Origin of the sequence: Variovorax sp. RKNM96 (genome assembly GCF_017161115.1) — a bacterium.
Taxonomy (GTDB): Bacteria; Pseudomonadota; Gammaproteobacteria; order Burkholderiales; family Burkholderiaceae_C; genus Variovorax.
The window spans coordinates 678241-703743 of sequence record NZ_CP046508.1 but is presented as its reverse complement, the minus strand read 5'-3'; the positions used below and the strand labels follow the sequence as shown (position 1 = coordinate 703743).

Below are 25503 nucleotides of genomic sequence, written 5' to 3'. Positions count from 1 at the left end.
GCGGCTAGTCCCCCACGGCCGCCGGGAGCACCGACGTGCGGATCACCAACGCACCCCGCTCGCCGGTGACCGAGCTGGCCCACACCAGCGCGTTCGGGCCATTGGCATAGCCCTTCAGTCCCGCGATGCAGGCGAGCATGACGAGCAGGACCGCCGAGGCCGCCCCGACATCGCCCCAGCAATCGGCAGGCGCGACGAAATCCGAAGCGGCCACAAAACGCTCCCGCGTGCGCAGTGCGGCAAAGGCGAACTCGTCGGCGCGGTACGGTTCGCCGTTCAGGTCGCAGTACACATCCGTCAACCGCTCGTCTGGCGGCAGCCCTCCCAGAGCACCGCGCATGGCAGCGGTCAGTCCTTCGCCGATGCAGACCGAGTCCGTCCGGATCAGGTGGTCCTCGCGCCCCAGCCCCTGGCCCTCGATGCGTCCGAGCGGCTGCAGCCCCATTCGCCGGGCCGTGTCGGCCGACACCAGCAGCATGGCGCCCGCGCCTTCGCCGGGCACGAAGCCTTGGGGGTTGTTCCGCTCGCCCGCACTGTGGAGCTGGTCGGTGTCTTCGATCCACTCCAGCGCATCGGGGTCCAGGTAGGAGTCGGCGCAGGCGACGATGCACACCGCCGCCGGCGCCGCCCGCAGGTACTCCGATGCGGAGCGCAGCGCCATCATTCCGCCCGCATGGCCCAGCGGCGCGACGCCGATGCGCTCGATGCCTTGCGGAAATTCGCGCATCAGGTGTTCACGCACGATGTCGCAGAGATCGTCGGGCAGCCCCGGCCGGTGCGACGGCAGATTCACGAGCAGCGAAAACGCCGGCACCCCGCCTTCTCCGGCCGCAGCCTGCAACGGCAGCAACGACTCGCGGATGGCCGCGACCAGGCCATCGCCGATGCGGCTGGCAATCTCCTGCGCTGCCGACAGCCACGGAAATGCAGCCACGCACATCGGCTTGCCGGCGGCATCGACCATGAAGCCATGTGCTGCGAAGCCGGAAACACCTGCCCGCACGGCCGCCGCCGCGGCCCAGGCACTGCGGCCCACCGGCGTCACGGCGCCGAGCCCGGCGACGACAGGCCCGTCGCCATGCTCAGACCAGATCGAGGAGGCTGTCCACGGGTTCATCGTCTTCGTCCTGCGGGTTGGTCTCGCGAACGGTCACACGCGTTTCCTGCAGCTGGTACACCTTGGCGTGGCATTCCAGCGCGCTGTGCCAGACCATCGACACGCGCGGAAAGTCAGGCTCCAGGAGCACGGTATGCAGGCGCGGCGACTCGTGCTCGCGCCGCTCTCCGTCGGAGAAGCGGGTCTGCATGTCGAACTGGAGCACGGGCAACCGGAACTGCATCTGGCTGGCCGGCGCCAGATTCAGCAGCATGACATGCTCCCCGCCCACCAGGAACTCGCGCGCCTGCTGGTCGGCCGGCGCGCATTGGAAAAAACGCGCGTCGAAATCCTCGGGGAGCAGGGGCTGCCGCGTTGCCATCCAGTGGTCGTCGTAGGTGCCTGCGTACGACGCACGGGGTTGCCAGTGACTGCAGATCGCACCGAAGCCCGCCGGGTCGGGCCGATCGTCCCACGAACGGATCAGGCGATCGGGCCACTCGATGTTCGGCAGCGGCAGGCCATGCAGATTCGAAGCCTTGACGGCGAAGCCGCAGCCCACGGGATTGCGCCAGTCCCAGGCCGTGCCGGGATCGGTCGCCTGGACATCGGCGCCGCCCCAGGCGCGCTCGTAGACCAGCGGCATGCTGACGAAGAGCTCCGGTTTCGTGGGCCCCAGGGCGCCCCATTCGCGCGGCCCCAGAACGCGCAGCACCTTCTGTATCGAACCCACGCGAAAGCCGACATCCAGCGACGTCACCGGCTGCCCTCCGGGTGCGAACGCATGCCCGGCCACCAGCACATCCGTCGTGGTCTTGGCCAGCACCATGTCCGAGTCGCAGCGGATGCTGCTCTTGCCGGGTTCGCCCAAATATTGCGCGGCACGCAACAGCGGCGCCTGCTCCCGTGCGACCTCCAGCGAGCCGTCGGGCATGACCTCGAAACTGGCCTTGACGGCCACCAGCCAGACTTCGGCGCCATCCCGGTCGCGGACCCAGCCCTGCCCGACGGCGAACGGCGTGCGGTTGTCGATCTGCCACATGGTGCGTGCCCGTCTGCCTAGTTGATGTCGACCGCGGCGCCCTTGATCCTGTTGTAGCCCTTGGAATGGCTCAGGATGTGCGCGCCCTTGATCACGACCTTGCCCGCACGGGTCAGTGTGATGCTGGCCTCGCCGCACTGCAGGACGATCTCGCGCTCCGCGCTGAGGAGGATGCGTTCGTCATCGACCAGGGCCGACACCGGGTTTCGCACCGCTGTTGCGGTAGCGCATCCCGTGCGCTGAACCACGCCCAGGACAATCGGCCGCTGCCTGTCGCCGCCCTCGAAGACCACGACGACGGTATCGCCGATCATGTCGGCGTGCAGCGGCACGGTCGTGCGGGCAGGCAGAGCGAGCGCCTGGAGATCGGCCGCGTCGCGCACCAGTGCGTGGCCTTGCGCATCGAAGCCCTGCAGCAGGCCAAGGCATGCGCCGGGCACGCCTGCGGCAGCTGCGAACGCGCCCGCATCGCCTTCGCGGCGATGCGCCGCAAGCGCTGCGGCGGGAGAAGGCAGGACCGCGCTCGCCTCGAACGGATCCATTTCCAGGAAGAGTTCGCGCCGCATCAGTTGATCCCCACCTTGGAGCCCTTGACCGTCACGTCGCTGCTGGCCTTGACGGTGATCTTTCCCGATCCTTCGATCCGGATGTCCTTGCCCTTGATCATGATCGTTCCATCCTTCTTCATGGTGATGCTCGCGCTGCCCGTGGTCAGCTGGATCGAGTCGCCGGCCTCGATGACCAGGTTCTTCCCGACCTTCAGGCCCTCGTCCTTCGCCACCTGCGTCGAGCGGCCGCCGCCGACCTTGCGCGATTCGTCCGCACCGACCTGGGTCGAGAGCATGGAGCCCACGGTGACCGACCGATTGCTCCCCACGCTCGTCGACTGGTTCATGCCCACGCCAATGGTCTGGTTCGCGCCGACCGTGACCGACTGCATTGCCCCGATCGCCACCTCCTGCGCCGCGCCGATTGCAATGGTCTCGTTGATCCCCACCGTGTGCGTGCGCTGCAGCGCCACCGTGGCGGTCTCGCTCGCGCCCACGGTGATCGTGCGGTTCTTTCCGATGGAGATCGTCTCGTTCAGGTCCACCGTTTCCGTGCGGTTCTGGTGGATCGTGATGGTCTCGTTCTTGTCCACGGTTTCGGTGCGCTGCCCGTGCACGGTGATGGTCTCGTTGTTGTCCACCGTCTCGGTGCGGTCGTGCTTGACGTGCGTGGTCTCGTCGTGGTCGATGGTCTTGGTGCGGTCGTGGCCCACCCAGTGGGTCTCGTCGTTCTCGACCTCGATGTCCTGGTTTTTCTCGGCATGCAGGTACACCTGCTCCGAGCCCTTCTTGTCCTCGAAGCGGAACTCGTTGCAGTTCGAGGCGCTGCCCTTGGGCGTGGAGCGCGTGCGAAAGCCGCTCTGCGTGTGCGAGCCGAACGGGATCGGCTGGTCGTCGTTGTAGACACGGCCCACGATGATCGGCCGGTCGGGGTCGCCGTTTAAAAAATCGACGATCACCTCCTGCCCGATGCGCGGAATGAAATACCCGCCCCAGCCCTTGCCCGCCCACGGCTGCGACACGCGCACCCAGCAGGTGGATTTTTCGTTGCTCTTGTCGTAGCGGTCCCAGTGAAAGTGCACCTTCACGCGGCCGAAATCGTCGGCATGGATTTCTTCGCCGGCCGGCCCCACCACGATGGCCGACTGCGGCCCCGGCATCACCACGCGGGGCGTGAGGCGCGGCGGGCGGAACGGCACGTCGATCGGCAGCGCGGTGATGAGGAAGGCGCTCGTGCCCTGCAGATCGTTGCGCAGCGCGGGCGCACTGGCAATCAGCGCCTCGAGCGCGGGCCGTGCCTCGGCGTTCACCGCATCGTCGTCGAGCGCTTCGCGCAGCGCCCGCTCGATCGGCATCCGCGGCGTGCGGGAGGGAATGCTCTCGTAGCCCGGATGGCTCGCCACGAAGGTGCAGGCGGCGATCACGTAGTCGCCGTCGCGCGCGCCGTCGGGGTCGCCCTCGAAAGTGAAGCTGCGCCCCGCGGTCACGTCGGGCCAGGTGGTGAGCGCCCAGTGCCGCTGGCGGCGCGCGACGATCTCTTCGCCGCGCAGCTTGCCCTTGTCGTCCGCATCGCCGCCCGAGAAGTAGCCGCCCGCGAATTCGAAGGCCTCGAACTCGGCGAGTTCGTGCTTGTCGGGCGTGCCGCCCGCGGCTTCGAGCTTCTTCTTGATGGACTTGAAGTTGCTGTCCTGCGATGCGTAGGTGCCGGTGTCGAACTGGCGCGCGCTCACCCAGCGCGAGATCTCGTTGTGGCGCGCCTCGGTGGTGTCGGTCGCCACGTGGCGCAGCGTGCCCCCGGCCGGCAGCTTGTCGTGCGCCAGGTCGCTCGCGTCCGACAGGTGCATGGTGCCCGGCGCATCGTGCGCATCGAACCAGTAATAGATACCTTCGTCTTCCAACAGCCGCGATAGGAACTGGTAGTCGCTCTCCTGGTGCTGCACGCAGTAGCGCCGCGGGTTGTGGGTGCCGATCACGCTGCCGGACTTGGTCTTCTTGAAACGCTTGATCGGGCTGTCCTCGAACACCGCATCGAGCACCTCGAGCACTTTCTTGTCCTGCAGGATGCGCGAGTTGATGCGCTTGCAGAGCAGCCAGAACCACGAGCGCAGGCCGATGCGGTATTCGAAGTGCCGCCCCACGTGGCCGGTGCGCTCGAAGCGCACCGCATGGCCCTGGCAGTGGCGCTCGTGCGCGCCGCCGTCCTTGTCCTGGAACTCGATGACGACGTCGAACGCGCGGCCCAGGATGTCCTTGGCATCGAGCGCCCGGTTCTTCGAGAGCACGGTGAGTTCATAGGTGGACGGACGCGCCAGTGCCTCGTGGCCCACGATGCGCCAGAACATCAGTTCGCCGTTGGCGGGCGAATCGCTTTCGATACGGAACTCGTGATCAGCCATGCGTGGCCTTCTCCCCTTCCGCGGCGCCGCGGCGCCATCATTTGCCGATGTTTCTCTATGGCGCCAGCAGCAAGACGAGCGGTTGGCTCGGCACTGTTCGCACGCCGGGGCAGTTGGTGCTGTTCTGCAGCGAGACGCTCGTGAGGCGCGATGCGGGCATGCCCAGCCACAGCACGGTGAACGCGCCGGTCATGTGGCGACTCGGGCCCATCACGGTGCCCGAGGCCACGCCCAGCAGCACGCCGGGGTTGTCGCCGTTGGTCATCGGGATGGTGGTGCCGAGGTTGTGGACCGGACCGCCCATGATCAGGATGGTGGGAACGTTCGGAATCGCCATCGGCCCCATCGCGATGTTCGGATACGGCACCGGAATCGGCGACGGCGCGGCGGGCGTGATGCAGACATCGGGAAACCCCATGTCGGTGCCCATCAACTGGCAGTTGGCGAACATGCTGTGCTCCGCTTCTTTCTTTTTGCTTTTCTTTCAGCCGAAATGGATCTGCGCGCCCCGCGCCTTGATGAGCTCTCGGCCGTTCACCAGCGTGTGCTCGCCCTCCAGGCGCAACACCTGCTTTGCCTCGCATTCGAGGTGCGTGGCCGCCACGCGGTCGATGCCGTCCGTCGTGCGCAGGTAGTGGCGGCTGAAATGCTGCACGCGCTCCATCACCGAGGACAGCACCGAGCCCACCACCTTGATGCTGGTGCCGATCAGGTGCATCTCGCGGCCCACCACGTCCGCGGTATCGGTGGCGACGCGGGTCTTCTGCGCGGCGATGTCGAGTTCGTCGGCCTTGAGGCCGACGCGCGCGGCTTCCAGCTCCAGCGCGCCGCCGTCCACGGCAATGCGCAAGTTGCCCGGGCAGCGCAGCACGTTGGCCGCGCCCTCCTCGCGCTGCAGCACCGCCATGATCCAGACCTCCCGCGGCGCGATGCGCAGGCAAGCCACGCTGTCGCCGACGGCAGGTTCGAGAAGGCAACTCGCGGCACGGCGCGCGAGAAGCCGCAGCTCGCCGCTCGCGACGATCTGCTCGCCGTTCGCATCGGTGCCGAGGATGCCGACGCACCATTCACCGGCGATGGCCTTGGCAGCTTCGCGCCGGCGGGCTCGCGGGGCGGCGGATTGAAGGGTCGTGGTGTCGGTCATGGCGTTTCTTTCCCCATCTGTTTCAGGTTTTCTGCGCGTCACGCGGCCATCGGCTGCCAGCGCTCGGATTCCGCCAGCTCGGGGTCGGTCTCGAGTGCGCGTGCACGGTCGGTCATCTGTGCGTTCTCGGTGTTGGCGCCGTGCAGCACGGTGCGCATCAGGGTGGCGCGACGCAAGTCCGCCTCGGCGAGCTCCGCATGGCGGAAGTCGGCATAGGTCAGATCCGCGCCGGTGAAGTTCGCGCCGCGCAATTTCGCGCCCGCAAAATGCGTCTGGTAGAGATCGCAGTCGGCGAAGCCGGCCTGCACGAGCGTCGCGCCGGTGAACAACGACTGCCGCAGGCGCGCCCCCGAGAAATCGACGCCTTCGCCGGTGGCGTTGCAGAAGATCGCCGACGGCGCCAATGCCTTCGCGAAGCGCGCACCGTCGAGCTTCGCGCCCTGGAAATTGCACTGCTGGAGCGAGATGCCGCTGAAGTCCGCGCCGCTCAGGTCGGCCGACGAGAACTGGCAGCCGTCCAGCGCGAGGCCGGCGAACGACATGCCCTTGAGCGAAGTCTTGGTGAAGGCGCTGCGCAGCATGCGCGCGCCGGCCCATGTGAGATGCGAGAGGTCGCACTCGATCACCGTGGTGTATTGCCAGCTGGTGTCGTCGGCGCAAACGTCCAGCAGCACCGACTGGGTGAACACCGCCGAATCGAGCTGGGCGCCGCGCAGGTTCGCATGGTCGAGCTTGCACTTGTTGACGGTGGCCATGGTCAGCGCGGCATGAGCGACCTGCGCGTGCATCAGGTCGCATTCGGCGAACACGGCGCCATGCAGGTTGGCCTGCCGCAGGTCGGCGTGGTCGAGCTGGCAGCGGTTGAACACGGCCTTGCGCAGGTTGGCGCCCGAGGCGATCGCGCCGCGCAAGTCGCACTGGTCGAACACGGTCTCGCGCAGGTCGGCATTGCGAAAGTCGACCTCGGTGAAGCGCACCTGCGAGAACACGCCACCACCCAGCGCGACGCCGGCAAAGCGGCCCTTGGCGAGGTCCAGGCCGCTCAATGTCTCGCCCATGCGCACGGCCAGCGTGAGCAGTCTCGGTGTCATCGTCATGGCGCGGCCTGCTGTTCGGGCGTGAGGCGGGGCCAGGTGCGCGCCCGCTTGAGCAGCGCCCCGTCGAAGAGAGTGTCGCCATCGAGCCGCACGCGGCCGAGGTCGGCGCCGAAGAGGTTGCTGCGCCGCAGGTCGGCGCCGCGCAGGTCCGCCTTCTGCAGCACCGCGTCGCTGAGGTTCACGCCCGAGAGCAGCGCCCTGGCGCAGCTGCTCATGCGCATCAGCGCGCCCTTGGCGCTCGCGAGCCGCAGGTCGGCGCCGTCGAGGCGGGCCTCGCAAAGGTTGGCGCCGTCCAGCGTCGCGCGGACCAGCTTCGCGCCGCGCAGGTCGCTCGCGCCGAAGTTGAAGCTGCGCAGGTCGGCGCCGCTCAGGTCGGCCTCCGCCATGCGCGTGCCATTGACCGCGACCGCACCGGCGCAGCGTGCCGTCTTCAGGTCCGCGCCGTCGAGCTTGCTGGTGATGAAGGTCGCGCTCTCCAGCACCGCGCCATGCAGGTCGACCCCCGACAGGTCGCACTCCAGGAACGTGGCGCCCGACAGCTCGGCCTCCGGAAAGCGCATGCCCCGCAGGTCGCGCTTGTGCAAGGTCTGGCCCGCGAGCTTCGCTCCCTGCCAGTCGGCGCGGCCCCAGGTGGTGTCGAGCAGGTTGGCGCCCCTGAAGTCGGCTCGGCGCATCTGCGTGCCGGCCAAGGCGCAACCCATGAGGATGGCACCGGAAAAATCGGCATCGTCGAACACCGCGCCACCCAGCTTCGCCTTGCCGAGATTGGCCTTGCGAAACTTCGTGCCGATCGCGATGGCGCCTTCGAAGCGGGCATGCGCCAGCACCGCGCCCGACAGGTCGGCGCCCGAAAGGTTGGCATTGCGCAAGTCGGCGGCCTCGAGCCAGGCGCCTTCGAAATTCACGTCGCGCAGGTCGAGTCCCGAAAGGTCGGCGCCGGTGAAATCGATGCGCGCGAACATCCGGATACCCGCCGGCACCGCGCGCGCCATCTCGCTGCGCAACGTGGCAGCCTCGGCGGCGGGCATCGGATCGACCGGCGCCTGCATGTGGGCGGTGTCGAGATAGCCTTTGCGGTGCGTGTCCTCCAACGCATACAGCTTGGGCAGCACCGGCGAGAAATCGATCGGCCGGGTGCCGGAAGCGGCAAGTGCGCGTATTTCCGCGAGATGCTTCTCCGCGCGGTAGACCGGCGGCCCGCGGTGCTGCAGCTTCGCGATGTTCATCTTCTCGGGCGGCAATGCCGCAACCTTTTCGAGCAGGGCGACGGCGTCCTCGACGGCCGCCCACTGCTGCGCTTCGGCCTGCTTCATCTGCTTCTCCAGGTACGGAGGCAGCGCGTCGCCGGTGGGCACCTTCTCGCGCGGCGGCATGCGGATGCCGAGCGCGTCGGGATCCAGTCCCGCCTGCACGGCCTTGCCCCGCGCGATGGCGACGTCGGACTGCGCGCGGCGGTACTGGCCTTCGGCCTGCAGGCCTTCGGTGGCGAACGGCGCCTTCGCAGCCTCGACATCGGGGTCGACGGTGCTCACGCCTTCGGGCAGCAAGTCGTTGTCGACCAGCGCATAGATCGCGCCGGTCTTCGGGTCGGCACGTCTGGCGGCCGCATCGAGGTAGTACTGATCGGAGCGAACCTCGCCCAGCCGCTCGACCGCGCCCATCAGGCTCACCACGTCGGAGCCGTCGTCGGTGCCGACCTCGGCGAGGCCCTGGAAGATCGCGATGCAGCGCTCGGCATGCGGAAAGAACCACACGGTGGTCAGGCGCAGCGGCACTTCGCGGATCTTGGGTTCGGCGTCCGGCATCCGGTAGCCGACGAACGCGCGCACCCGCATGCCGGGCAGGCGGCCTTCGACGAGCGGCTTGTCCGGGTGCATGTTGTCGAACGAGAAAGCCTCGTCGCCGGAGAGCGCGCCGCCCATCCACTGGTCGGGCTGCGCGAGGTTGAAGCAACGCCAGTCGGTGTCGGGCGCGAAGCCGGGTGCATGTTGCTTCAGGTAGTCGGCGTCGTAGGTGCCGCGGTACTGCGCGCGCTGCGGATGCATCAGGTCGAGCGCGCCGAAGCCGGCGGGCACGATGGCCTGGTCGGGGCGCAGCAGCCGGTCGGTGGGCAGTTCGACGTTGGGCAGCCAGGTCACGCCGGCCTTTGCCTCGCGCCCGCGTCCCAGTGGATTGCCCGCGAAGTCGGCGCCGCCGTAGGCGGCCGACCAGTTGAGCGGCATGGATTCGAAAGGCTGCGGCGCGCTGGATCGGTTGCCGTCCCAGTAGCGGTCGCCGAACACGAGCAAGGTCTTTTCGCGGTCACCGAAGCGCGCGCGCACCGCGCAGGCCGAGGGCCGGTCCCTGGGCGCGAAGGCCTTGCCGTGCACGAGGAATTCGGGCGTGAGCTTGGCCACGCCTTCGTCGATCAGCGGCTGCGCCATTTCCTGCGCGAGAAAGCTCCACATCGACTGCTCGGCCCAGAGGCAGCCGCGCTCGCCCTGCGCGAACGGCAGGTGCAGGTACGCGCTGACGTTGAGTCCGAAGCGCTTGCGGAACTCGATGGGCCTGGTCGACAGGCCGAGCGCTTGGGGTTTGAGGACTTGCATGCCGTGCTTGCGCCGTTACAGGCTGCCGCCCGCGCCACCGCCACCGCCACCACCGCCACCACCGCCGGCACCGCTCGAGCCGCCGCCGGAACTGCCGCCGGCACCGCCGTCACCGCCACCCCACTGGGATTGCTCACCGCCGCCGGCGCCGCCCGCGCCCCCCGCCCCACCTTGGGAGCCTCCGCCCGATCCGCCTCCCGCGCCGCTGGCACCGCCGGCTCCGGACGACCCGCTGCCGCCCCCTGCGCCGCCAGCCCCGCCCGCACCTCCGGCGCCGCTGGAGCTGCCGCCGCTGCTTCCACCACCCGCGCCGCCGGTGCCGCCCGCGCCCCCGGAACCGCCAGCGCCCGAGGCCCCGCCTGCGCCGCCGCCGCCCGCGCCGCCGCTGTCTGGCGGCGGCGGCTGCCACGCCTGTGTCGGCTCTATCTCGTCCTTCGGCGGCGGCGGTGCGGCCGGTGTGTTGTCGGCGTTGCGCGACTGGTCCTTGGCAAGCGCGTCAGCGCCTACCGAGTCGCCGCCGGTGAACACCTCCATGAACACTTCCAGCCCGGTGCCGAGCACGGGCACCGCGCCCATGATCCCCTGGTTGTGTCGCATGCGGGTGATGCCCTCCAGGGTGGACAGGCGCCCGGCCAGGCCGGGCAGGCCGGCCGCCAGGGCTTCCTTGGCCGCAATCTTCAACTGCTCCTCGGCCGCCGCGTACTGGTCGAGCGTTGCACCGATGTCCACGAAGGCACTGCCCGCACCGGCCACCGCTCCCAGCACCCCGGCCACCATGGCCGCTCCCGCGCCGCCGCCGCCGGCGCCCGGCGTGAAGGTCTTGAGCACATGCGCTTCCACCGACTGGGGCGAAGCCTCGTACTCCATGGCGGCGACGCCCACGAGCTTGATGGCCAGCGTGTTCTCGATCTGCACGCCGACGAAGTTGGACATGCTCAGCGCGAGTGCGCTCTCCACGCTCATGCCCATGAAGGTGGAGCGCGCGATGCCCAGGTTGGCCTCGCTGTTGATGCCGATGTAGCCGCTGGAGTTCGGGCCCAGCACAGTGGTGTTGGAGCCGATCGAGGTCGCGTCGATGTTGCCCACCGCCATCATCTCGATGCCGGTGTTGCTCATCAGCTTGATCTTGTTGGCCATCAGGTGCAGCGGCCCGGTGGGCACCGTGATGTACTTGGAACTCGCGCCGGTCACCAGCCAGTCGATGTGGCCGGCTTCGAAGCTCATCTTCGCGGCCTTGTACGTGAGATTGCCGCTCACGGTGATGGTCTGGTTGCCGGTCACGCTGCGGGTCTCTCCGGCGCGCGAGATGTCGCTGCGCGCGCCAATCACCTCGTGCGTGCCCGTGCCCTTCACCTTGAGCATGTCGTTGCTGTCGATGAAGGTGTCGCGGTTGCCCACCACCTGGTTGTTCTGGTTGCCCTTGACCGTGTTCTTCTGGTCGACCACCACCATGTTGGTGTCGTTGCGCGTCACCGTGTGTTTGCGGTCGCGGTCCACCAGCGTCGTCTGGTCGCGCTTGACCGTGACGCTCTGGTCGCGGTCCACCGTGGTGCCGTCGTCGCGCTCCACGCTGCGGCTCATGTCCAGCTCGGCGTGGATGTTGATGTTCTCCTCGCCCTTCTTGTCCTCGAACATGATCTCGTTGTAGTTCGCGGGACCGCCGCCGGGCGTGGAGCGGGTCTTGAAGCCGCTCTGCGTGGGCGACTTGTACGGAATGGGCTGGTCGTCGTTGTAGACGCGGCCCACGATCACGGGGCGGTCGGGGTCGCCGTTCAGGAAGTCGACGATCACCTCCTGGCCGATGCGAGGAATGAAGTATCCGCCCCAGCCCTTGCCGCCCCAGGGCTGCGACACGCGCACCCAGCAGGTCGATTTCTCGTTGCTCTCGTCGTAGCGGTCCCAGTGGAAGTGCACCTTCACGCGGCCTTGGTCGTCCACGTGCAACTCGTCGCCGGCCGGGCCGACCACGATGGCCGTCTGCGGGCCGGGCATGGTCACGCGCGGCGTGAGGCGCGGCGGCCGGTAGGCGCGCTCCATCGGAATCGCGGTGATCAGGAAGGCGCTCACGCCCGGCTGCGCGCTGTTGAGCATCGGCGTGCCGGCGATCAGGTCTTCCAGCACCTGCAGCGTGTCGGCATTCACCGCATCGTCGCGCAGCACATCGGCCAGTGACGTGTGCACCTGTTGGGGCGTCGCCCCGCCGGCGCCCACGCTTTCATACCCGGGGTGGCTCGCCATGAAGGTGCAGGCCGCGATCACGTATTCGCCATCGCGCGTGCCGTCGGGGTCGCCCTCGAACTTGAAGCTTCGTCCGGCCGTCACGTCGGGCCAGGTGGTGAGGGCCCAGTGACGGTCGCGGCGCGCGTTGAGCTCGTCGCCGCGCAGCTTCGTGCGGTTCTCGCCATCGTCGCCGGTGAAGTAACCGCCCGGGAATTCGAACTCCTCGAAGTCGGCCAGCTCGTGGTCGTCCTTCACGTCGATGGCGGCGCCCAGCTTCTTCTTGATCGCCTTGAAGTCGCTGTCGCGCGAGGCCTGCTTGCCGGTGTCGAACTGGCGCGAACTCACCCAGCGCGAAATCTCGTTGTGCCGCGCCTCGCTCGCATCGCTGGGCATGTAGCTCAGGGTGCCTTCCACCGGGAGCTTCTCGTGCGCCATGTCGCTCGCGTCCGACAGGTGCATGGTGCCGGGCGCATCGTGCGCATCGAACCAGTAGTAGATGCCCTCGTCCTCCAGCAGGCGCGAAAGGAACTGGTAGTCGTTCTCCTGGTGCTGCACGCAGTAGCGCCGGGGGTTGTGCGTGCCGATCACGTTGCCGGCCTTGGTCTTCTTGAAGCGCTTGATCGGGCTGTCCTCGAACACCGCATCGAGCACTTCCAGCACCTTCTTGTCCTGCAGGATGCGCGAGTTGGTGCGCTTGGTGAGCAGCCAGAACCACGAGCGCAGCGTGATGCGGTATTCGAAATGCCGGCCCACGTGCCCCGCGCGCACGAAGCGCACCGCATGGCCCTGGCAGTGCCGCTCGTGCTTGGCGCCGCCCTTGTCGTTGAACTCGATGACCACGTCGAACGCACGGCCCAGGATGTCCTTGGCATCGAGCGCCTTGTTCTTCGAGAGCACGGTGAGCTCGTAGGCCGACGGGCGCGCAAGGGCCTCATGACCCACGATGCGCCAGAACATCAAATCGTCCTTGGCGGGTGAATCGGTCTCGATGCGGAACTCGTGGTCGGCCATTTTTTACTCTTGAAGGGTGGACTCTTAGTCGAACGCGTAGGTGAAGTCGGCGTCCTTCACGTCCAGCGCGACGCGGCGGATCTCTCCACCGGATGCAAGGCGTTGCAGGTACTCGACGGAAATCGTGGGCAGCACCGTGTTGGTCAGGATCGCGTCGATCACGCGGCCGCCCGACTCCGGGTCCTGGCAGCGCGCGACCACCTGCTCGATCACCGCCTCGGTGTATTCGAAGGGCACGCCGTGGTTGGTCTCCACGCGCTTCTTGATGCGGCCCAGCTGCAGCCGCACGATCTTCTTCATCATGTCGGGCGACAGCGGGTAGTAGGGAATGGTGACGATGCGGCCCAGCAGCGCGGGAGGGAACACCTTCATGAGCGGCGCCTTCAGCGCATCGGCCAGCGCGTTCGAATCGGGCAAGAGCTCGGGGTCTCGGCACATGCTCATCACGAGCTCGCTGCCGGCGTTGGTGGTGAGCAGGATGATCGTGTTCTTGAAATCGATCATGCGGCCCTCGCCGTCTTCCATCCAGCCCTTGTCGAAGACCTGGAAGAAGATCTCGTGCACGTCGGGGTGGGCCTTTTCCACTTCGTCGAGCAGCACCACGCTGTACGGGCGACGGCGCACCGCTTCGGTCAGGATGCCGCCCTCGCCGTAGCCCACGTAGCCGGGCGGCGCGCCCTTGAGCGTGGAGACGGTGTGCGCCTCCTGGAACTCGCTCATGTTGATGGTGATGATGTTCTGCTCGCCGCCGTACAGCGCCTCGGCCAGTGCCAGCGCAGTCTCGGTCTTGCCGACGCCCGAGGTGCCGCAGAGCATGAAGACGCCGATGGGTTTCTGCGGGTTGTCCAGCCGCGCGCGCGAGGTCTGGATGCGGCGCGCGATCATCTCGAGGCCGTGCTTCTGGCCGATGACGCGCTGGTTGAGCGTGTCGGCAAGCTTGAGCACCGCTTCGACTTCGTTCTTGACCATGCGGCCGACCGGAATGCCCGTCCAGTCCGCGACCACCGAGGCCACGGCCTGTTCGTCGACCGAGGGCAGGATCAGCGGCGACTCGCCCTGCACCGCGTGGATCTTGGCCTGCAGCTCGTGCAGTTCGGCGAGCAGCGCGGCGCGGTCGTGCGCGGGCGCGGCGGCTGCAGCAGCGGCCGGATCTGCCGGCGCGGCAGCGGCCGTTGCATCGGCTGCGGTCGCGGGCGCATCCACCGGCTTGTTGCCCGCACGCAATTTGCTGCGCAATTCAAGCAGCCGGTCGACCAGCCCCTTCTCTTCCTGCCACCGCGCATTCAGCGCATCGAGCTGCAGCTTCGATTCGACCAGCAGCGCCTCCACTTGTGCCGAGCGCTTGGTCACATCGATGCCGATGGTGGCCTCGCGGCCGATGATCTCCTGCTCGACGGTGAGGCCTTCGATGCGGCGCATGCAGTCTTCCACTTCGGGCGGCGTCGCATGCTGCGACACGGCCACGCGGGCGCAGGCGGTGTCCAGGAGGCTCACGGCCTTGTCGGGCAACTGGCGCGCGGGAATGTAGCGGTGCGAGAGCTTCACGGCCGCCTCGATGGCCTCGTCGAGCAGCTGCACGCGGTGGTGCTTCTCGAGCACGCTGGCCACGCCGCGCAGCATCAATATCGCCTTCACCTCGTCGGGCTCGGGCACCTGCACCACCTGGAAGCGGCGGGTGAGCGCCGGGTCCTTCTCGATGTACTTCTTGTACTCGGCCCAGGTGGTGGCGCCGATGGTGCGCAGGTTGCCGCGCGCGAGCGCCGGCTTGAGCAGGTTGGCCGCATCGCCGGTGCCGGCCGCGCCGCCCGCGCCCACGAGCGTGTGGATCTCGTCGATGAACAGGATGATCGGCGTCGGCGAGCTCTGGACCTCGTCGATCACCTGGCGCAGCCGCTGCTCGAACTCGCCCTTCATGCTCGCGCCGGCCTGCAGGAGGCCGATGTCGAGCGTGAGGAGCTTCACGTCCTTCAATTGCGGCGGCACATCGCCACGTGCGAGGCGCTGCGCGAAGCCTTCGACCACCGCCGTCTTGCCGACGCCGGCCTCCCCGGTCAGCAGCGGATTGTTCTGGCGGCGGCGCATGAGGATGTCGACGATCTGGCGGATTTCCTCGTCCCGCCCGGTCACCGGATCCATCTCTCCCTTCTTGGCCTTCTCCGTGAGGTCGACAGCAAATTTCTTGAGCGCATCGCCCTTGCCCATGGCGGCGGGCGCCATCGCGCCCGAGTCTTCGCCGGGGGCGCCGCTGCCCATGCCGGTGCCGTCCTGCGCGCGCATCTGCGATTCGGGCGAGGCGTCGCACACCTTCGGGAAGTTGTCGGCCAGGTCCTCGACCTTGATCTTCTCGAACTGCTTGGACAGGTTGAACAGCGGGTTGCGCAGGCTCTGCGTCTTCAGCATGCCCACCAGGATGTAGCCGGTGCGCACCTGGGCTTCGCCGAACTGCAGCGTGGCGTAGGTCCATGCGCGTTCGATGGCGTTCTCGATATGCGGCGAGAAGTCGCTGATCGCGGTGGCGCCGCGCGGCAGGCGGTCGAGCGCGGCGGTCATGTCCTTGGCGATCACCGACACATCGAGGCCGTAGTGCTGGATCACGCGGTGCAGGTCGGAGTCCTGCGCCTGCAGCAGCTGGGCGAACCAGTGCTCCAGCTCCACGTACGGATTGCCCCGCATCTTGCAGAAAACCGTGGCGCCTTCGATGGCCTTGTAGGCCAGCGAATTGAGCTTGCCGAAGAGGGCGGTGCGACTGATTTCACTCATGGAAGACTCCGTATCTGTTGAAGACGATTCATCTCGGGCAATTTGAAGTTCGGCGATCCATGCCCGGCGTCATGGCGCAAAAAGCCTTGCGCTGGCCAACCACCCCTGCACGTCCAGCCCCGCTTCGCGGCGCGGCACGATCGGCTCGATGCGAACGGCGTCGAAACCGGCGGCCGCAAGACAGGCCTCGACATGCGCCGCCGCATGGCGGTAGCGGCCGCTGCCTTCGAGCCTGAAGTCGTCCCGGCCGCCGTCCATGGCCTCGACCGTGAACACCACGCCGCCTCCGGGACGCAACGCACGCGCGGCGGCCGCCAGCACTTCGTGCAGGTCGCCGAAGTAGCACAACGTGTCGGCCGATGCCACCAGGTCGAAGCGGCCGGGCTGGGTGTGCAGGTAGTGGGTGAGCTCGGCCTTGTGCAGCACGTCGTAGCCGCCGCGTTGCTCCGCGCGCTGCAGCATGCCGACCGACAGGTCGCAGCCGGCCAGGCGAGAGGCCCAGGGCCGCAGCAGCGGAGCGCAAAGTCCGGTGCCGCAGCCGGCATCGACCACGGCAATGCGCGCGGCGGGCGGGCCGAACATGTCTCGCACCGCGCGCGCCACCAGTTCGGGGGCGTGGTAGTGCAGCTTCTCGAGGCTCGCGTCGAAGCTTCCGGCGTAGCTGTCGAACACCGTCTCCACGTAGCCGTCGCTCGCGCGTGCCGGCGTGTGCCCCTCGCAGGCAGCCAGCAGATGCGAGACCACCGGGTTGCCCGGTGCTTCGGCCAGCCACTCGCGGTACATGCCGATGGCCTGCTCGCGCTCGCCGAGCAGCTCCAGGGCGCGAATCACCCGCGAGCGCGCGCTCATGTTGCGTGGCTGCAGCACCACCGCCCGGCTGTTGGCGATGACGCTCTCGTGAATGCGCCCCTGCTCCATCAGCGCGATCGACAGGTTGTACCAAGCCTCGCTGAACGCCGGCCGCAGTTCGATCGCGCGGCGGCTGACGCGCTCGGCGGCCTGCCAGTGGCCTTTGCCGCGTTCGAGCATCGCAATGTTGCTCAGCCCCTCGGCACCTTCGTCGCCCTTGGCAAAGGAGACGCTGTTTTCATAGGCACGCATCGCATCGTCAACGCGGCCCGCCTCGACCAGCAGGTTGCCCAGGTTGTTCCATGCGCCGCTTTGCGTAGGTTGCAGCGTGAGCGAGCGCCCGATCAGCGCGATGCTTTCGTCGGCGCGGCCCTGCGCATGACGCAGCAAGCCCTGGTAGTGCAAGGCGTCGGGGTCGGCGGGCGCAGCCTCCACGATGCGGGCGAGCAGTTCGTCGGCCGCATCGAGCTGCTTCGCCTTCATCAAGGCCACCGCTTGCGCCAGCGCCTCGCCGAGCGCCAGCGTGTCTTCGCGCACGGACGTCGTCGTCATGCGGCGGCTCCGACAGCAGACGGGGCGGTCCGCACGGTCATCGAGCTGTTGCCGATGCACACGTCCGCCGCGTCCTTCGCGCGCGTGCGCTCGCCGAGCCACGAGACCCAGCCCAGGCGCGGCGCATTGCCCGCTTTCTGTCCGAGCCGCGTGACGGGCACCTCGGCTTTTTCGAGCATCAGCTCGGCATCCCATTCGAGTTCGTCGCCCAGCAGTTGCTGCATCCAGCGCTGCAGCACCGGCCGCGCGGTGCCGATGGGCAGGAACATGCGGTATTGATCGAGCGTGAGCGGCCCCATGTGCAGGCGCACGCGGTGCTGCCGGTCCCATGCGCGAGTGCCGAGCATCGCGCCCATGCCCATCGAGCGCGAGCTCTCGCCGCGCCCGAGCCGCGTGACCTCGTCCGTGGGCACGCGCATCCAGTGGCCGACCCAGCGCTCCAGCGTCACCGGCACGCCGAAGTAGCTGCACAGCACCGACTCCACGCTCTCGGCGTTGTGCACGCGGCGCGCGAGCCAGCCCGAGAAATGCAGGCGCGCATCGTCGTGCACCTCGTCGCGCCCGATGCGGCCCGGCGTGCCGGTGCCGATGAGCGCACCGACCTGCAGCCTGAAGCGGTCTTCGCCCGGACGGTCGAGCGCCACCGCGGGCCGTGCCTGCGCCCACGCGCGGTAGAAGTGCAACGAGAAGCGATGCAGGAAGCTGTCGAGAAACGCCAGCCAGGTCGGATCGCCATGGTTCAGGCTGCGCTCGCGAATGAAGTCGCTCAGGTGAACCGGCAGCGGGCCGTTGGGGCCCACGTAGCTGAAAAAATGCTGGCGCAGGCGCGGCGGCGAATACGCCGTTGCCGGCTCGAAGCGGCTGAAGCTCGCGGGCGCGAACGAGAGCGATGGCTCCTGCCCCACGCGCACCGGCTCGGCGCTCGGCAGCAAGGCACGGCCCCAACGCGGCGTGGTCCCGGCAACCGACTCCAGCCGACGCATGACGGCGAAATAGTCGAACGACCACGGCTCCGCCGACCACCCGCGCAGCGCGTTGTCGACGCGCGTGCCTACAGAATCTGCCGGGTCCCGCACAGCGGCCTCCATCGCATGGTCTCGCCCTTGCCCGCCACGCGCAGCACGGTCTCGACAAAGTGATTGACCTCCACATGGCGCGCGAGAAAGCGCGACATCACGGCACCGAACAGGAACACGCTGTGGCCGTGGAACGCATCCTTGTCGACCTCCAGCGTCACCTCGAGCCCGCGCCCGAAAGCGATCGGGCCCTTCAGCGGCAGGCGGCGCGCCACGGGCTTGCTCTTGACCGAGAGGAGCCCGCGCACCTGACCCTGGCGCATCTCATCGGCATGCGTGGCATAGAGCATCAGCGTCTCGCGCAGCGCGGCCGCGCCCTGCTCCGGCGTGCTGTCCGAAATCGAGAGGTAGTTGAGCGCGAGGTGATCGACCACCCGCCAGCCCAGCCCCTGGCTCACCACCGGCGACACCGGTCGCGAGGGCCCGCGCACCATGCGCACGCGCTGCACGGGGAAGGAGTCGACGCAATCGAAGTCGTTGTCGCGGCCCAGCGGCATCAGGAGCGGCAGGTCGCGGTTCGTGCACAGCGCGGTCACCGCCAGCTGCCGCAGCGTGGCGGCATACGGCGCCTGCTGCGGATCGACGATCTGCATGTAGACCTCGGAGCCGATGTGGCTGCTGCGATGCCCCTCGGTGCGCTGCCTCACCGACAGCATGCGCGGCTCGCGCGTGGTCGTGAAGTAGGCGGGGTGGTTGTGCCGCGTGCCGTGGAAGGCCGAGTAGAAAGGCCGGAACACCTGCTCCGCCGCCGCGGCATCGGCGCCGGGCGCGCCGTGGCCGACGACCTCGGTGACCGTGTGCACCTCGAAGTCCTGCGGCCGCGTGCGGTCGGGCACCAGGTGGAACTGGCTCACGCCTTCGGTGAGCGGCACGCGGTCCAGCCGCTTGTTGAAGAGGTTGACCACCGGCACGCAATGCAGCTGCACGTTCTCGGCGGTCACCAGCTTTTCGAGCGCCGCATCGCCGCGCGAGAACAGCAGCACGAGTTCGATCTCGGTGACCGGCATCGTCGCCAGCAGCGCCTGCAGCCCGGCGATGCGCAGGAACTGGAAGCGCTGCGGAAACGCGAAGTACTCCTGCAGCAGCCGGAAGCCCGAGAAGCCCGTGGCCGTGACCGGCAGCAGTGCTTCGTCGTCCTCGAAACCCACAGCCTGGATCGCACTTGCCGGCAGGCTCTGCGCCGCGCCCTGCAACGCGCCGGTGGGCGACAACGGCCGCACCATGACGCCGATGGGCTGGCCGAGCGCGCATTCCTGCAGTTGCCACGCCACGTCCTCGGCGCCGCCGAGGTGCAGCACCAGGTCGTCGAGCGCGATCTGGTTGAACTTGAGCCCGGCCGTCGCGCGCAGCGCGATGCGCAGGCCGCCGCGGATGGCGCGCGACTGCGGGTGCGTGGCCAGCGGCAGGTCGGGCGCATAGGTGAAGTACTGCGCGCGCTGCACCTCCATCGGCCAGATGCGCAGCGCGCCCGATGTGCGGAATTCGCAATGCGTGTTCTGCCCCACGGCCTGGCGTGCGCGCAGGCCGGCGCCGCGCGGCAGCTTCGGGCCGGTGGCCAGGTTGGCATCGTCGAGATCGGGCGCGAAGGAGACGACCGCCATCGCGGGCGTCGGCGCAAGGAAATTCGGATAGACGATGTCCAGCAGGTGCCCCGTGAAGCGCGGGTACTCGGCATCGAGCTTGAGATTGACGCGCGCCGAGAGGAACGCCGTGGCCTCGATCAGCCGCTCGACATAAGGGTCGGCGACCTCCTGGCCCTCGATGCCCAGCCGGTGCGCAATCTTCGGAAAGGCGCGCGCGAACTCCGAAGAGCTCTCGCGGAAGTAGCGCAGTTCCTGTTCATACAGGTTCAGCAGCCGAGGGTCCATGTCGGACTTACCTTGGGTTTTGCGCCATGTCCACGATCTCGATGCGTCCTTCTTCCAGGTCTACACGGCTTCGCATCAGGAACTCGAGCGGCACGGGTTGCGCCCACAGCATGCCGCGGATCTGCAGGCCGATGCTGTTGTGCGACTCCAGTGCCGAGCCTTCCATGACGAGTTCCACTTCGAGAGTGCGGGACAAAATGCGCGGCTCGAACTGCAGGATTGCGTTCTTCAAAGCCTGTTCCATGCTGACACGCTGCACCGACGAGGTGAACTGGCCAGACAGCATAGGCAATCCGTAGTTGATGACCGAGCGTGCCGCGTTGGGGTACTGCTTGTCGTCCATGGCCAGGCCGAAGCCCGTGGCATTGAAGAGCCAGCTCAGGTCGCGCAGCACGGCCGAGCGCAGCGCCTGCTTGGTGAGCGTGCGCTTCTCGTCGCTCTCGCGTTTTTCCGTCGGCGCGTTGTCGACCAGGCGGTCGAGCAGCGAAGGCTGCAGGCGCTCCTGGGCGGTGAGTTCGGCCACCTCAGCCGCCTCCGCTTTCGGTGCCTTCGCCTTCCTGCGGCGCATCGGCGGAAGCCGCCGGCGTGAAGAGGATCTCGCGCACGTCCATCAACGCGTACTCGCCGGCATCGCTGCCGAGCACGCGCTGGCCGGTGCCGGCCCAGACCTCGGGGCGCAGTTCGCGCCACTCGGTCTTGCGCGCGAGCCGCAGCTCGCCGTCTTCGCTCTTCTCGGTGCCTTCGTAGCGGGTGGGAATGAGCGCGAGGGTTTCGCCGCCGTTCTCGAACTGCAGGTGCGCGGGCATCCAGACGCAGTCGCGCAGGTCCTCGGGCGGCTCGATCTTGATGTGCGCGAGCCGCGCATACGGAATCCAGTAGTACTTGCCGTTGACGAAGGCCTCGAGCACCGGGCCCAGGCGCATGTCGGCATCGGCCAGCCACTCGAACGGTGCGCCGTCGATGGTGCCGGCGATGGCCGGTGCGCCGTCGAACGCGCGCTGGCGAAGATCTTCGGCCAGCTCGGACTCACCGCGCCCCTGCCGCAGCAGCGACTCGATGAGAAGCGCCAGCCATTCGTCGGGCTGGCCGAAGATCATGGGCGTGCGCGTGCCGGCGAACACCTCGGCGCGCAGGCCCTCGCAGCGCACGGCGTCGCCATACACCTGCTTCATGGGCACGGCGAGCGCGTCGAGCTCGGCCGCGACGGTCAACTGGTTGAGCGCACGCTCCCACTGCCCCAGCACGCAGAGCAGCTGCGCCATGAAGACGCGGTGCTTGCTGTCGGAAGGCTTGGCGCGCACCTCGTCGCTCAGGGCCTTGAGCGCGGCCACCGGGTCGGCGGACTTCAGGAGTTCGGCGGAGGTGGTCATGTCAGTTGCCCGTGAAGGTGCAGGTGCGGACCGCGCCGCGTGCGCCGGTCTTCTGCTGCGGTGCCGAACGGATCTCCAGCTTCGTGTAGCTGAAGAAGACGATGTCGCAGGGTCGCTTGGGCTTGCCGCCGGTCACGATGGCGTGGCAGTGCACGCGCGCGCCCTCGAGCACGAACTCCAGGTGCGGCTGCAGATCCTTGGAGCTGTCGCCGCCGGCCTTGAAGACCGACACCGTCACCTTCAGGTCACTGTCCTGGCCCTTGAGCAGGCTCGCGATGGAGGCCGTGGCGGCATCGCTGTCGCGGACCACGATGAAGGGGTGGTTGCGCATCTTGCCCTTGCTGGAGCCCGGCGGAATGACCACGTCGGCCTTGTACGAGTAGCCGCCGATGTCCATGCGCTGCTTGCCGTCTTCGTACATGCGCACCGACTCGCCTTCGATCGGCGAGCCCTTGCTCTCGATCATCATCGAGAAGTCGTTGCCCGATTCGCCCGACAGGTAGTCGAGCAGGCGCAGGGCCTCATCGGGGTCCAGTTGTCCATCGAAGGTCCAGCTCATGTCGATCTCCTGAGAAAAAATCCGTGGTGGTGAGGTGTCGTCGTTACCTGGCGGCCGCGAACTCGCCCGCCCAATGAACCATCGCGGCGAAGGTCTGCCGCTCGCCCTCGGGTTGCAGCGCGCCGCGCACCCGCACTTCCGCAACCGCATCGCCAGCGCCCGTGCCGAACAGGCGCGGCGCGCTGTAGGGCGCCGCGGGCGTGGCCAGCACCAGCAGCCGGCCGCCTTCGGCGTTGAACCAGGGCAGCTCGAAACGCTTGATGGCGGGCGCCTCGCGCGTGCCGCGCTTGAAGCGGTTGGTCTCGCCTGGGTCCTCGGGGTAGACCTGGCGCGCACCGCCCTGCGGGTCGATGCCGACGATGACCAGGTCCACCGAGCGCGCGCTGGTGTTGCGCACGTTGAGCACGGCGCGTTCGCCGCTGCGCAGCGGCAGGAGCTTCGCGTCGACCTGCTGCGCGGAGCCGCTGCGCACCAGGCGCTCGCCGTTCCAGACTTCGAACACCGCGTCGAAGCCGTCGAACTGCGCGTCCTTGGCGATGGTGTAGAGCTGGTTGAGCCACTTGAGGCGGGCCAGCACCTCAAGGCGCCGGCGCGCGGCGGCCGCATCGGCGGGCAAGGGCCTTGCACCTGCGCCCGCGCCGAGCAGCGGCGAGAGCACTTCGAGCCGGCCGGCGGACCAACGAACGTCGGCGCCGTCCGCGTCGTTCACGGCGACGACGGAGGCCGGGTATTCGAGGCTGAGGCCGGGCGGCAGGCCCTGCTCCGCGCGCACGCGCAGCGCGACCGCGGCCGGCTCGCCGAGCGGCGTGATGTTCCAGAGCGCGGCACCGGGCAGTTCGCGCAGCGCGGGCGGCACCGCCATGCGCGCCTTGTCGGTGAAGGCCTGCGCGAGCGTGCCCTCGGCACTGCGCATGGTGCCGTCGTCCATCGTGGCCAGCACGCGCAGCGGCTGCTGCGCCACGAGGCCGTCGAGCTGGCCGGCCTGCAGCGTGAGCGTGTCGCCGGAGCGCTGCGCGCGCCAGACGGGGCGCGTCGACACGGCCTGGGCGCGGTTGGCAAAGATCGGCGCATCGAGGTTGCCCTCGGCCACCGGCGAGGGCAGTTCGCGCGTGGGAAAGCGTTGCGCGAGCTCGTCGATCACCGGCGGATAGACCGCCAGCACGCCGTCGAACAGGTCGCGCCAGGTGGCGGGCTTGCGCGAGAGCGCCTCCACCACGGCCCAGGTCAGAAGGCCCTGCGGACGCGCATTGCGGTTCTTGCGCGGCAGCCGCAGCTCGGGGGTGATCTGGTGGCTCTCCGAGGCGAAGAGCGCAACGTAGCGGGCGCGCGGCACCGGGTCGGTCACCGTGGGCCGCGACATGGCGACGCGCGCCGCGGGGCCGGGCGCGCCGATCAACTGGGTGGTGCGCAGGCCGCGCCAGCGCACCTCGTCGCCGGGCGGTCCTTCGGCAATGGCCGGCGCATCGGTCGTGCTGCGGGTCATCGAGTTCGCCGAGCAGGTGTCGAAGACGGAGGCGACGAACACGTTGCGCGCGAGAAAAGCCTGGATCCACGCGTCGAAGTCGGCATCGCGCAGGTCGCCGGTCAGGGCGTTGTCGGCGCCGAGCGTGCCGCGCACGTCGCGGGCGAGGAAGTTCTCGGAAAGGCCGTCGGGCTCCTGGTAGCGCTTGTTGCTGTCGCGCAGGCGGGTGCCGTGGCCGGAGAAATAGAGCAGCACGAAGTCGCCGCTCTTCGACTGCGCGAGCAGGCGGCCGAGGGCTTCGTGGATGGCCTGCGACTCGGGCAGCACGGAGCCGCTCACGCCGTCGGCGAGCACGGTGATGTCGCCAGGCGCGAAGCCCTGCTTGAGCAGCGCGTCGCGCATCAGCATCACGTCATTGCGCGGCGCCTGCAGCCACAGGGCCTGCGGCTGGTTGACGAGTTCGGAGACGCCGACGAGCAGGGCGCGCTGGGTGGCGAAGGCGGTGCTGGCGCAGACAAGCAGCGACAACATCAACAGCAGTCGCAAGCAGAGCACCCGCATGGCTCCTTCCCCCTTTGGGGGAAGGCTGGGATGGGGGCAGGCAGAGCGCCCGATGGATACGCCGCTTGCCCCCACCCCGGCCCTCCCCCAGAAGGGAAGGGAGAAAGACGAAGACGCGGCGCCCGTCATGGCCGCTCCGACGCCGGCCCGGCCGATTCGACCAGCGGCGATGCCGCGAGCAACGACAGGCCACCGACCGGATCGTCCACCCGCAAGCGCCAGACGCCGTTCGTGCCCGGCCCGCCGACCACTTCGGCCGAGATCGTGCGCAGCAGCCGATCGGCCTCGTCCACGCGCACACCATCTTTCCAGCGCACAACCAGGTTGGCCGGCGCTGCAGCCGGTGCGGTCGGCACATTGCGAAAGCGCACGTCGTCCTCTTCCGATCCACGCCCGCCGAGCAGCCCGACGTTCTGCACCACCACGCACAAGGCGAGCACCGCGAACGCAGGCCGCATCCAGCCATCGGCGCCGAACCAGCGGCGGATGCTGCCCCACCAGCCGCCCTCGGGCCGCTCCTGCGGCCGGGCGCGCGGCGACGCGGGCGCGGCCGGTGCGGCCTCGGGTGACGGCGTCAGCGCCGAGCCCAGTTGAAGGCCGACGGTGCGGTACAGCGCCTGGTAGTCGGCGCGCGGGTCCTGCACGCCGAGCGGCGTGCCCGAGAGCACCGAGAACGCGCCGCCCACGGTGCGCAGCGCGATGTGGCCCGGCTCGGGCGCGATGGGCAGCACCTTCTGCGCGGCCCATTCGTCGTGCACCGCGCGAATCGCCGCGAGCCGCGTGGCCGAGACCTCGCCGAGCACGCGCGCGCACAGCTGCGGGCTGGGTTCGAGCGTGAGCACGTTCCAGGCTTGAATCAGCCCGAACGCCGGCTCGAAGGGCTCGTCGTCGGGTTCGAGCAGCACGTCGAAGGCAGAAGCCCAGTCGGCCTCGCTGGCCGCCATCCAGCCCTGCCAGAGATCGCCATGGATGCAGCGGTCCAGCAGCACGCCGAGCAACCGCCCTTCGTGCACCACGCTGACAAGGCGGCCCGGCGCCCAGCGTGCGGGGAAGGCGCGCTGGGCGACAGCCTCGCGGCGCCGGGCCAATTCGGTGAGGGGCAGCAGGAGATCCTGCAGTGCGGGCGTTGCCGCCGCCGATGCGCCTTGCGGCATCGCACCCGGCATGGCCACCGTGGCCACGCCAGCGGCTGCAGCAGCTGCATCGGGCACGGCGGCGCTGCCGGTTTCGAACGCGTTGCGGATCACGCTGAGCGGGGGCCAGAGTTCGGTGTTCATGGCGGTCTGTTCCTGAATGGCTATGTC

Annotated in this window: 18 protein-coding genes; all 18 read right to left on the bottom strand. The window is 68.6% G+C overall.

Annotated elements, in window-relative coordinates; all coding sequences use genetic code 11:
* Positions 1–4: 4 nt before the first annotated feature.
* Complete coding sequence (locus tag GNX71_RS03160; RefSeq protein ID WP_206176983.1) at positions 5–1117, bottom strand: hypothetical protein; 1113 nt, start codon at positions 1115–1117, stop codon at positions 5–7.
* Positions 1083–2138: a DUF2169 domain-containing protein gene (locus GNX71_RS03155; RefSeq protein ID WP_206176982.1), complete on the bottom strand. Its 1056-nt coding sequence runs from the start codon at positions 2136–2138 to the stop codon at positions 1083–1085. The genes GNX71_RS03160 and GNX71_RS03155 overlap by 35 nt, the downstream gene beginning before the upstream one ends.
* 17 nt (positions 2139–2155) lie before the next feature.
* Entirely contained in the window at positions 2156–2704 is a 549-nt protein-coding gene (locus GNX71_RS03150) for a DUF6484 domain-containing protein (protein ID WP_206176981.1), read from the bottom strand.
* Positions 2704–5082: a type VI secretion system tip protein TssI/VgrG gene (gene tssI / locus GNX71_RS03145; RefSeq protein ID WP_206176980.1), complete on the bottom strand. Its 2379-nt coding sequence runs from the start codon at positions 5080–5082 to the stop codon at positions 2704–2706. Before tssI (GNX71_RS03145) ends, GNX71_RS03150 begins: the two co-directional genes overlap by 1 nt.
* Before the next feature lie 55 nt (positions 5083–5137).
* Positions 5138–5533 (bottom strand): DUF4150 domain-containing protein, encoded by a 396-nt coding sequence (locus GNX71_RS03140; protein WP_206176979.1) that lies wholly within the window; start codon positions 5531–5533, stop codon positions 5138–5140.
* 33 nt (positions 5534–5566) lie between these two features.
* Positions 5567–6226 (bottom strand): DUF3540 domain-containing protein, encoded by a 660-nt coding sequence (locus GNX71_RS03135; RefSeq protein ID WP_206176978.1) that lies wholly within the window; start codon positions 6224–6226, stop codon positions 5567–5569.
* A 38-nt stretch (positions 6227–6264) separates the two neighbouring features.
* Complete coding sequence (locus GNX71_RS03130) at positions 6265–7323, bottom strand: pentapeptide repeat-containing protein (RefSeq protein WP_241027150.1); 1059 nt, start codon at positions 7321–7323, stop codon at positions 6265–6267.
* Complete coding sequence (locus tag GNX71_RS03125; RefSeq protein WP_206176977.1) at positions 7320–9911, bottom strand: DUF2169 domain-containing protein; 2592 nt, start codon at positions 9909–9911, stop codon at positions 7320–7322. The genes GNX71_RS03130 and GNX71_RS03125 overlap by 4 nt, the downstream gene beginning before the upstream one ends.
* A gap of 15 nt (positions 9912–9926) precedes the next feature.
* Positions 9927–13142 (bottom strand): type VI secretion system tip protein TssI/VgrG, encoded by a 3216-nt coding sequence (gene tssI / locus GNX71_RS03120; protein WP_241027149.1) that lies wholly within the window; start codon positions 13140–13142, stop codon positions 9927–9929.
* A gap of 24 nt (positions 13143–13166) precedes the next feature.
* Positions 13167–15902, bottom strand: coding sequence for a type VI secretion system ATPase TssH (gene tssH, locus GNX71_RS03115; protein ID WP_206176976.1), 2736 nt, complete (start codon positions 15900–15902; stop codon positions 13167–13169).
* Positions 15903–15971: 69 nt separating this feature from the next.
* Positions 15972–17303, bottom strand: coding sequence for a methyltransferase domain-containing protein (locus GNX71_RS03110; protein WP_206176975.1), 1332 nt, complete (start codon positions 17301–17303; stop codon positions 15972–15974).
* Complete coding sequence (tssG, locus tag GNX71_RS03105; protein WP_206176974.1) at positions 17300–18391, bottom strand: type VI secretion system baseplate subunit TssG; 1092 nt, start codon at positions 18389–18391, stop codon at positions 17300–17302. The genes GNX71_RS03110 and tssG overlap by 4 nt, the downstream gene beginning before the upstream one ends.
* Positions 18355–20247, bottom strand: coding sequence for a type VI secretion system baseplate subunit TssF (gene tssF / locus GNX71_RS03100; protein WP_206176973.1), 1893 nt, complete (start codon positions 20245–20247; stop codon positions 18355–18357). The genes tssG and tssF overlap by 37 nt, the downstream gene beginning before the upstream one ends.
* Before the next feature lie 7 nt (positions 20248–20254).
* Positions 20255–20770, bottom strand: a complete 516-nt coding sequence (gene tssE / locus GNX71_RS03095) for a type VI secretion system baseplate subunit TssE (RefSeq protein WP_206176972.1) — start codon at positions 20768–20770, stop codon at positions 20255–20257.
* Position 20771: 1 nt separating this feature from the next.
* Positions 20772–21617, bottom strand: coding sequence for a type VI secretion system accessory protein TagJ (locus GNX71_RS03090; protein ID WP_206176971.1), 846 nt, complete (start codon positions 21615–21617; stop codon positions 20772–20774).
* Between the two features lies 1 nt (position 21618).
* Complete coding sequence (locus tag GNX71_RS03085) at positions 21619–22176, bottom strand: type VI secretion system tube protein Hcp (RefSeq protein WP_206176970.1); 558 nt, start codon at positions 22174–22176, stop codon at positions 21619–21621.
* Positions 22177–22219: 43 nt separating this feature from the next.
* Positions 22220–24199 carry a caspase family protein gene (locus tag GNX71_RS03080; protein WP_241027148.1) on the bottom strand — a complete coding sequence of 660 codons (1980 nt, stop codon included), beginning with the start codon at positions 24197–24199 and terminating at the stop codon, positions 22220–22222.
* Positions 24200–24324: 125 nt separating this feature from the next.
* Positions 24325–25476, bottom strand: a complete 1152-nt coding sequence (locus tag GNX71_RS03075; protein WP_206176969.1) for a hypothetical protein — start codon at positions 25474–25476, stop codon at positions 24325–24327.
* Positions 25477–25503 lie beyond the last annotated feature (27 nt).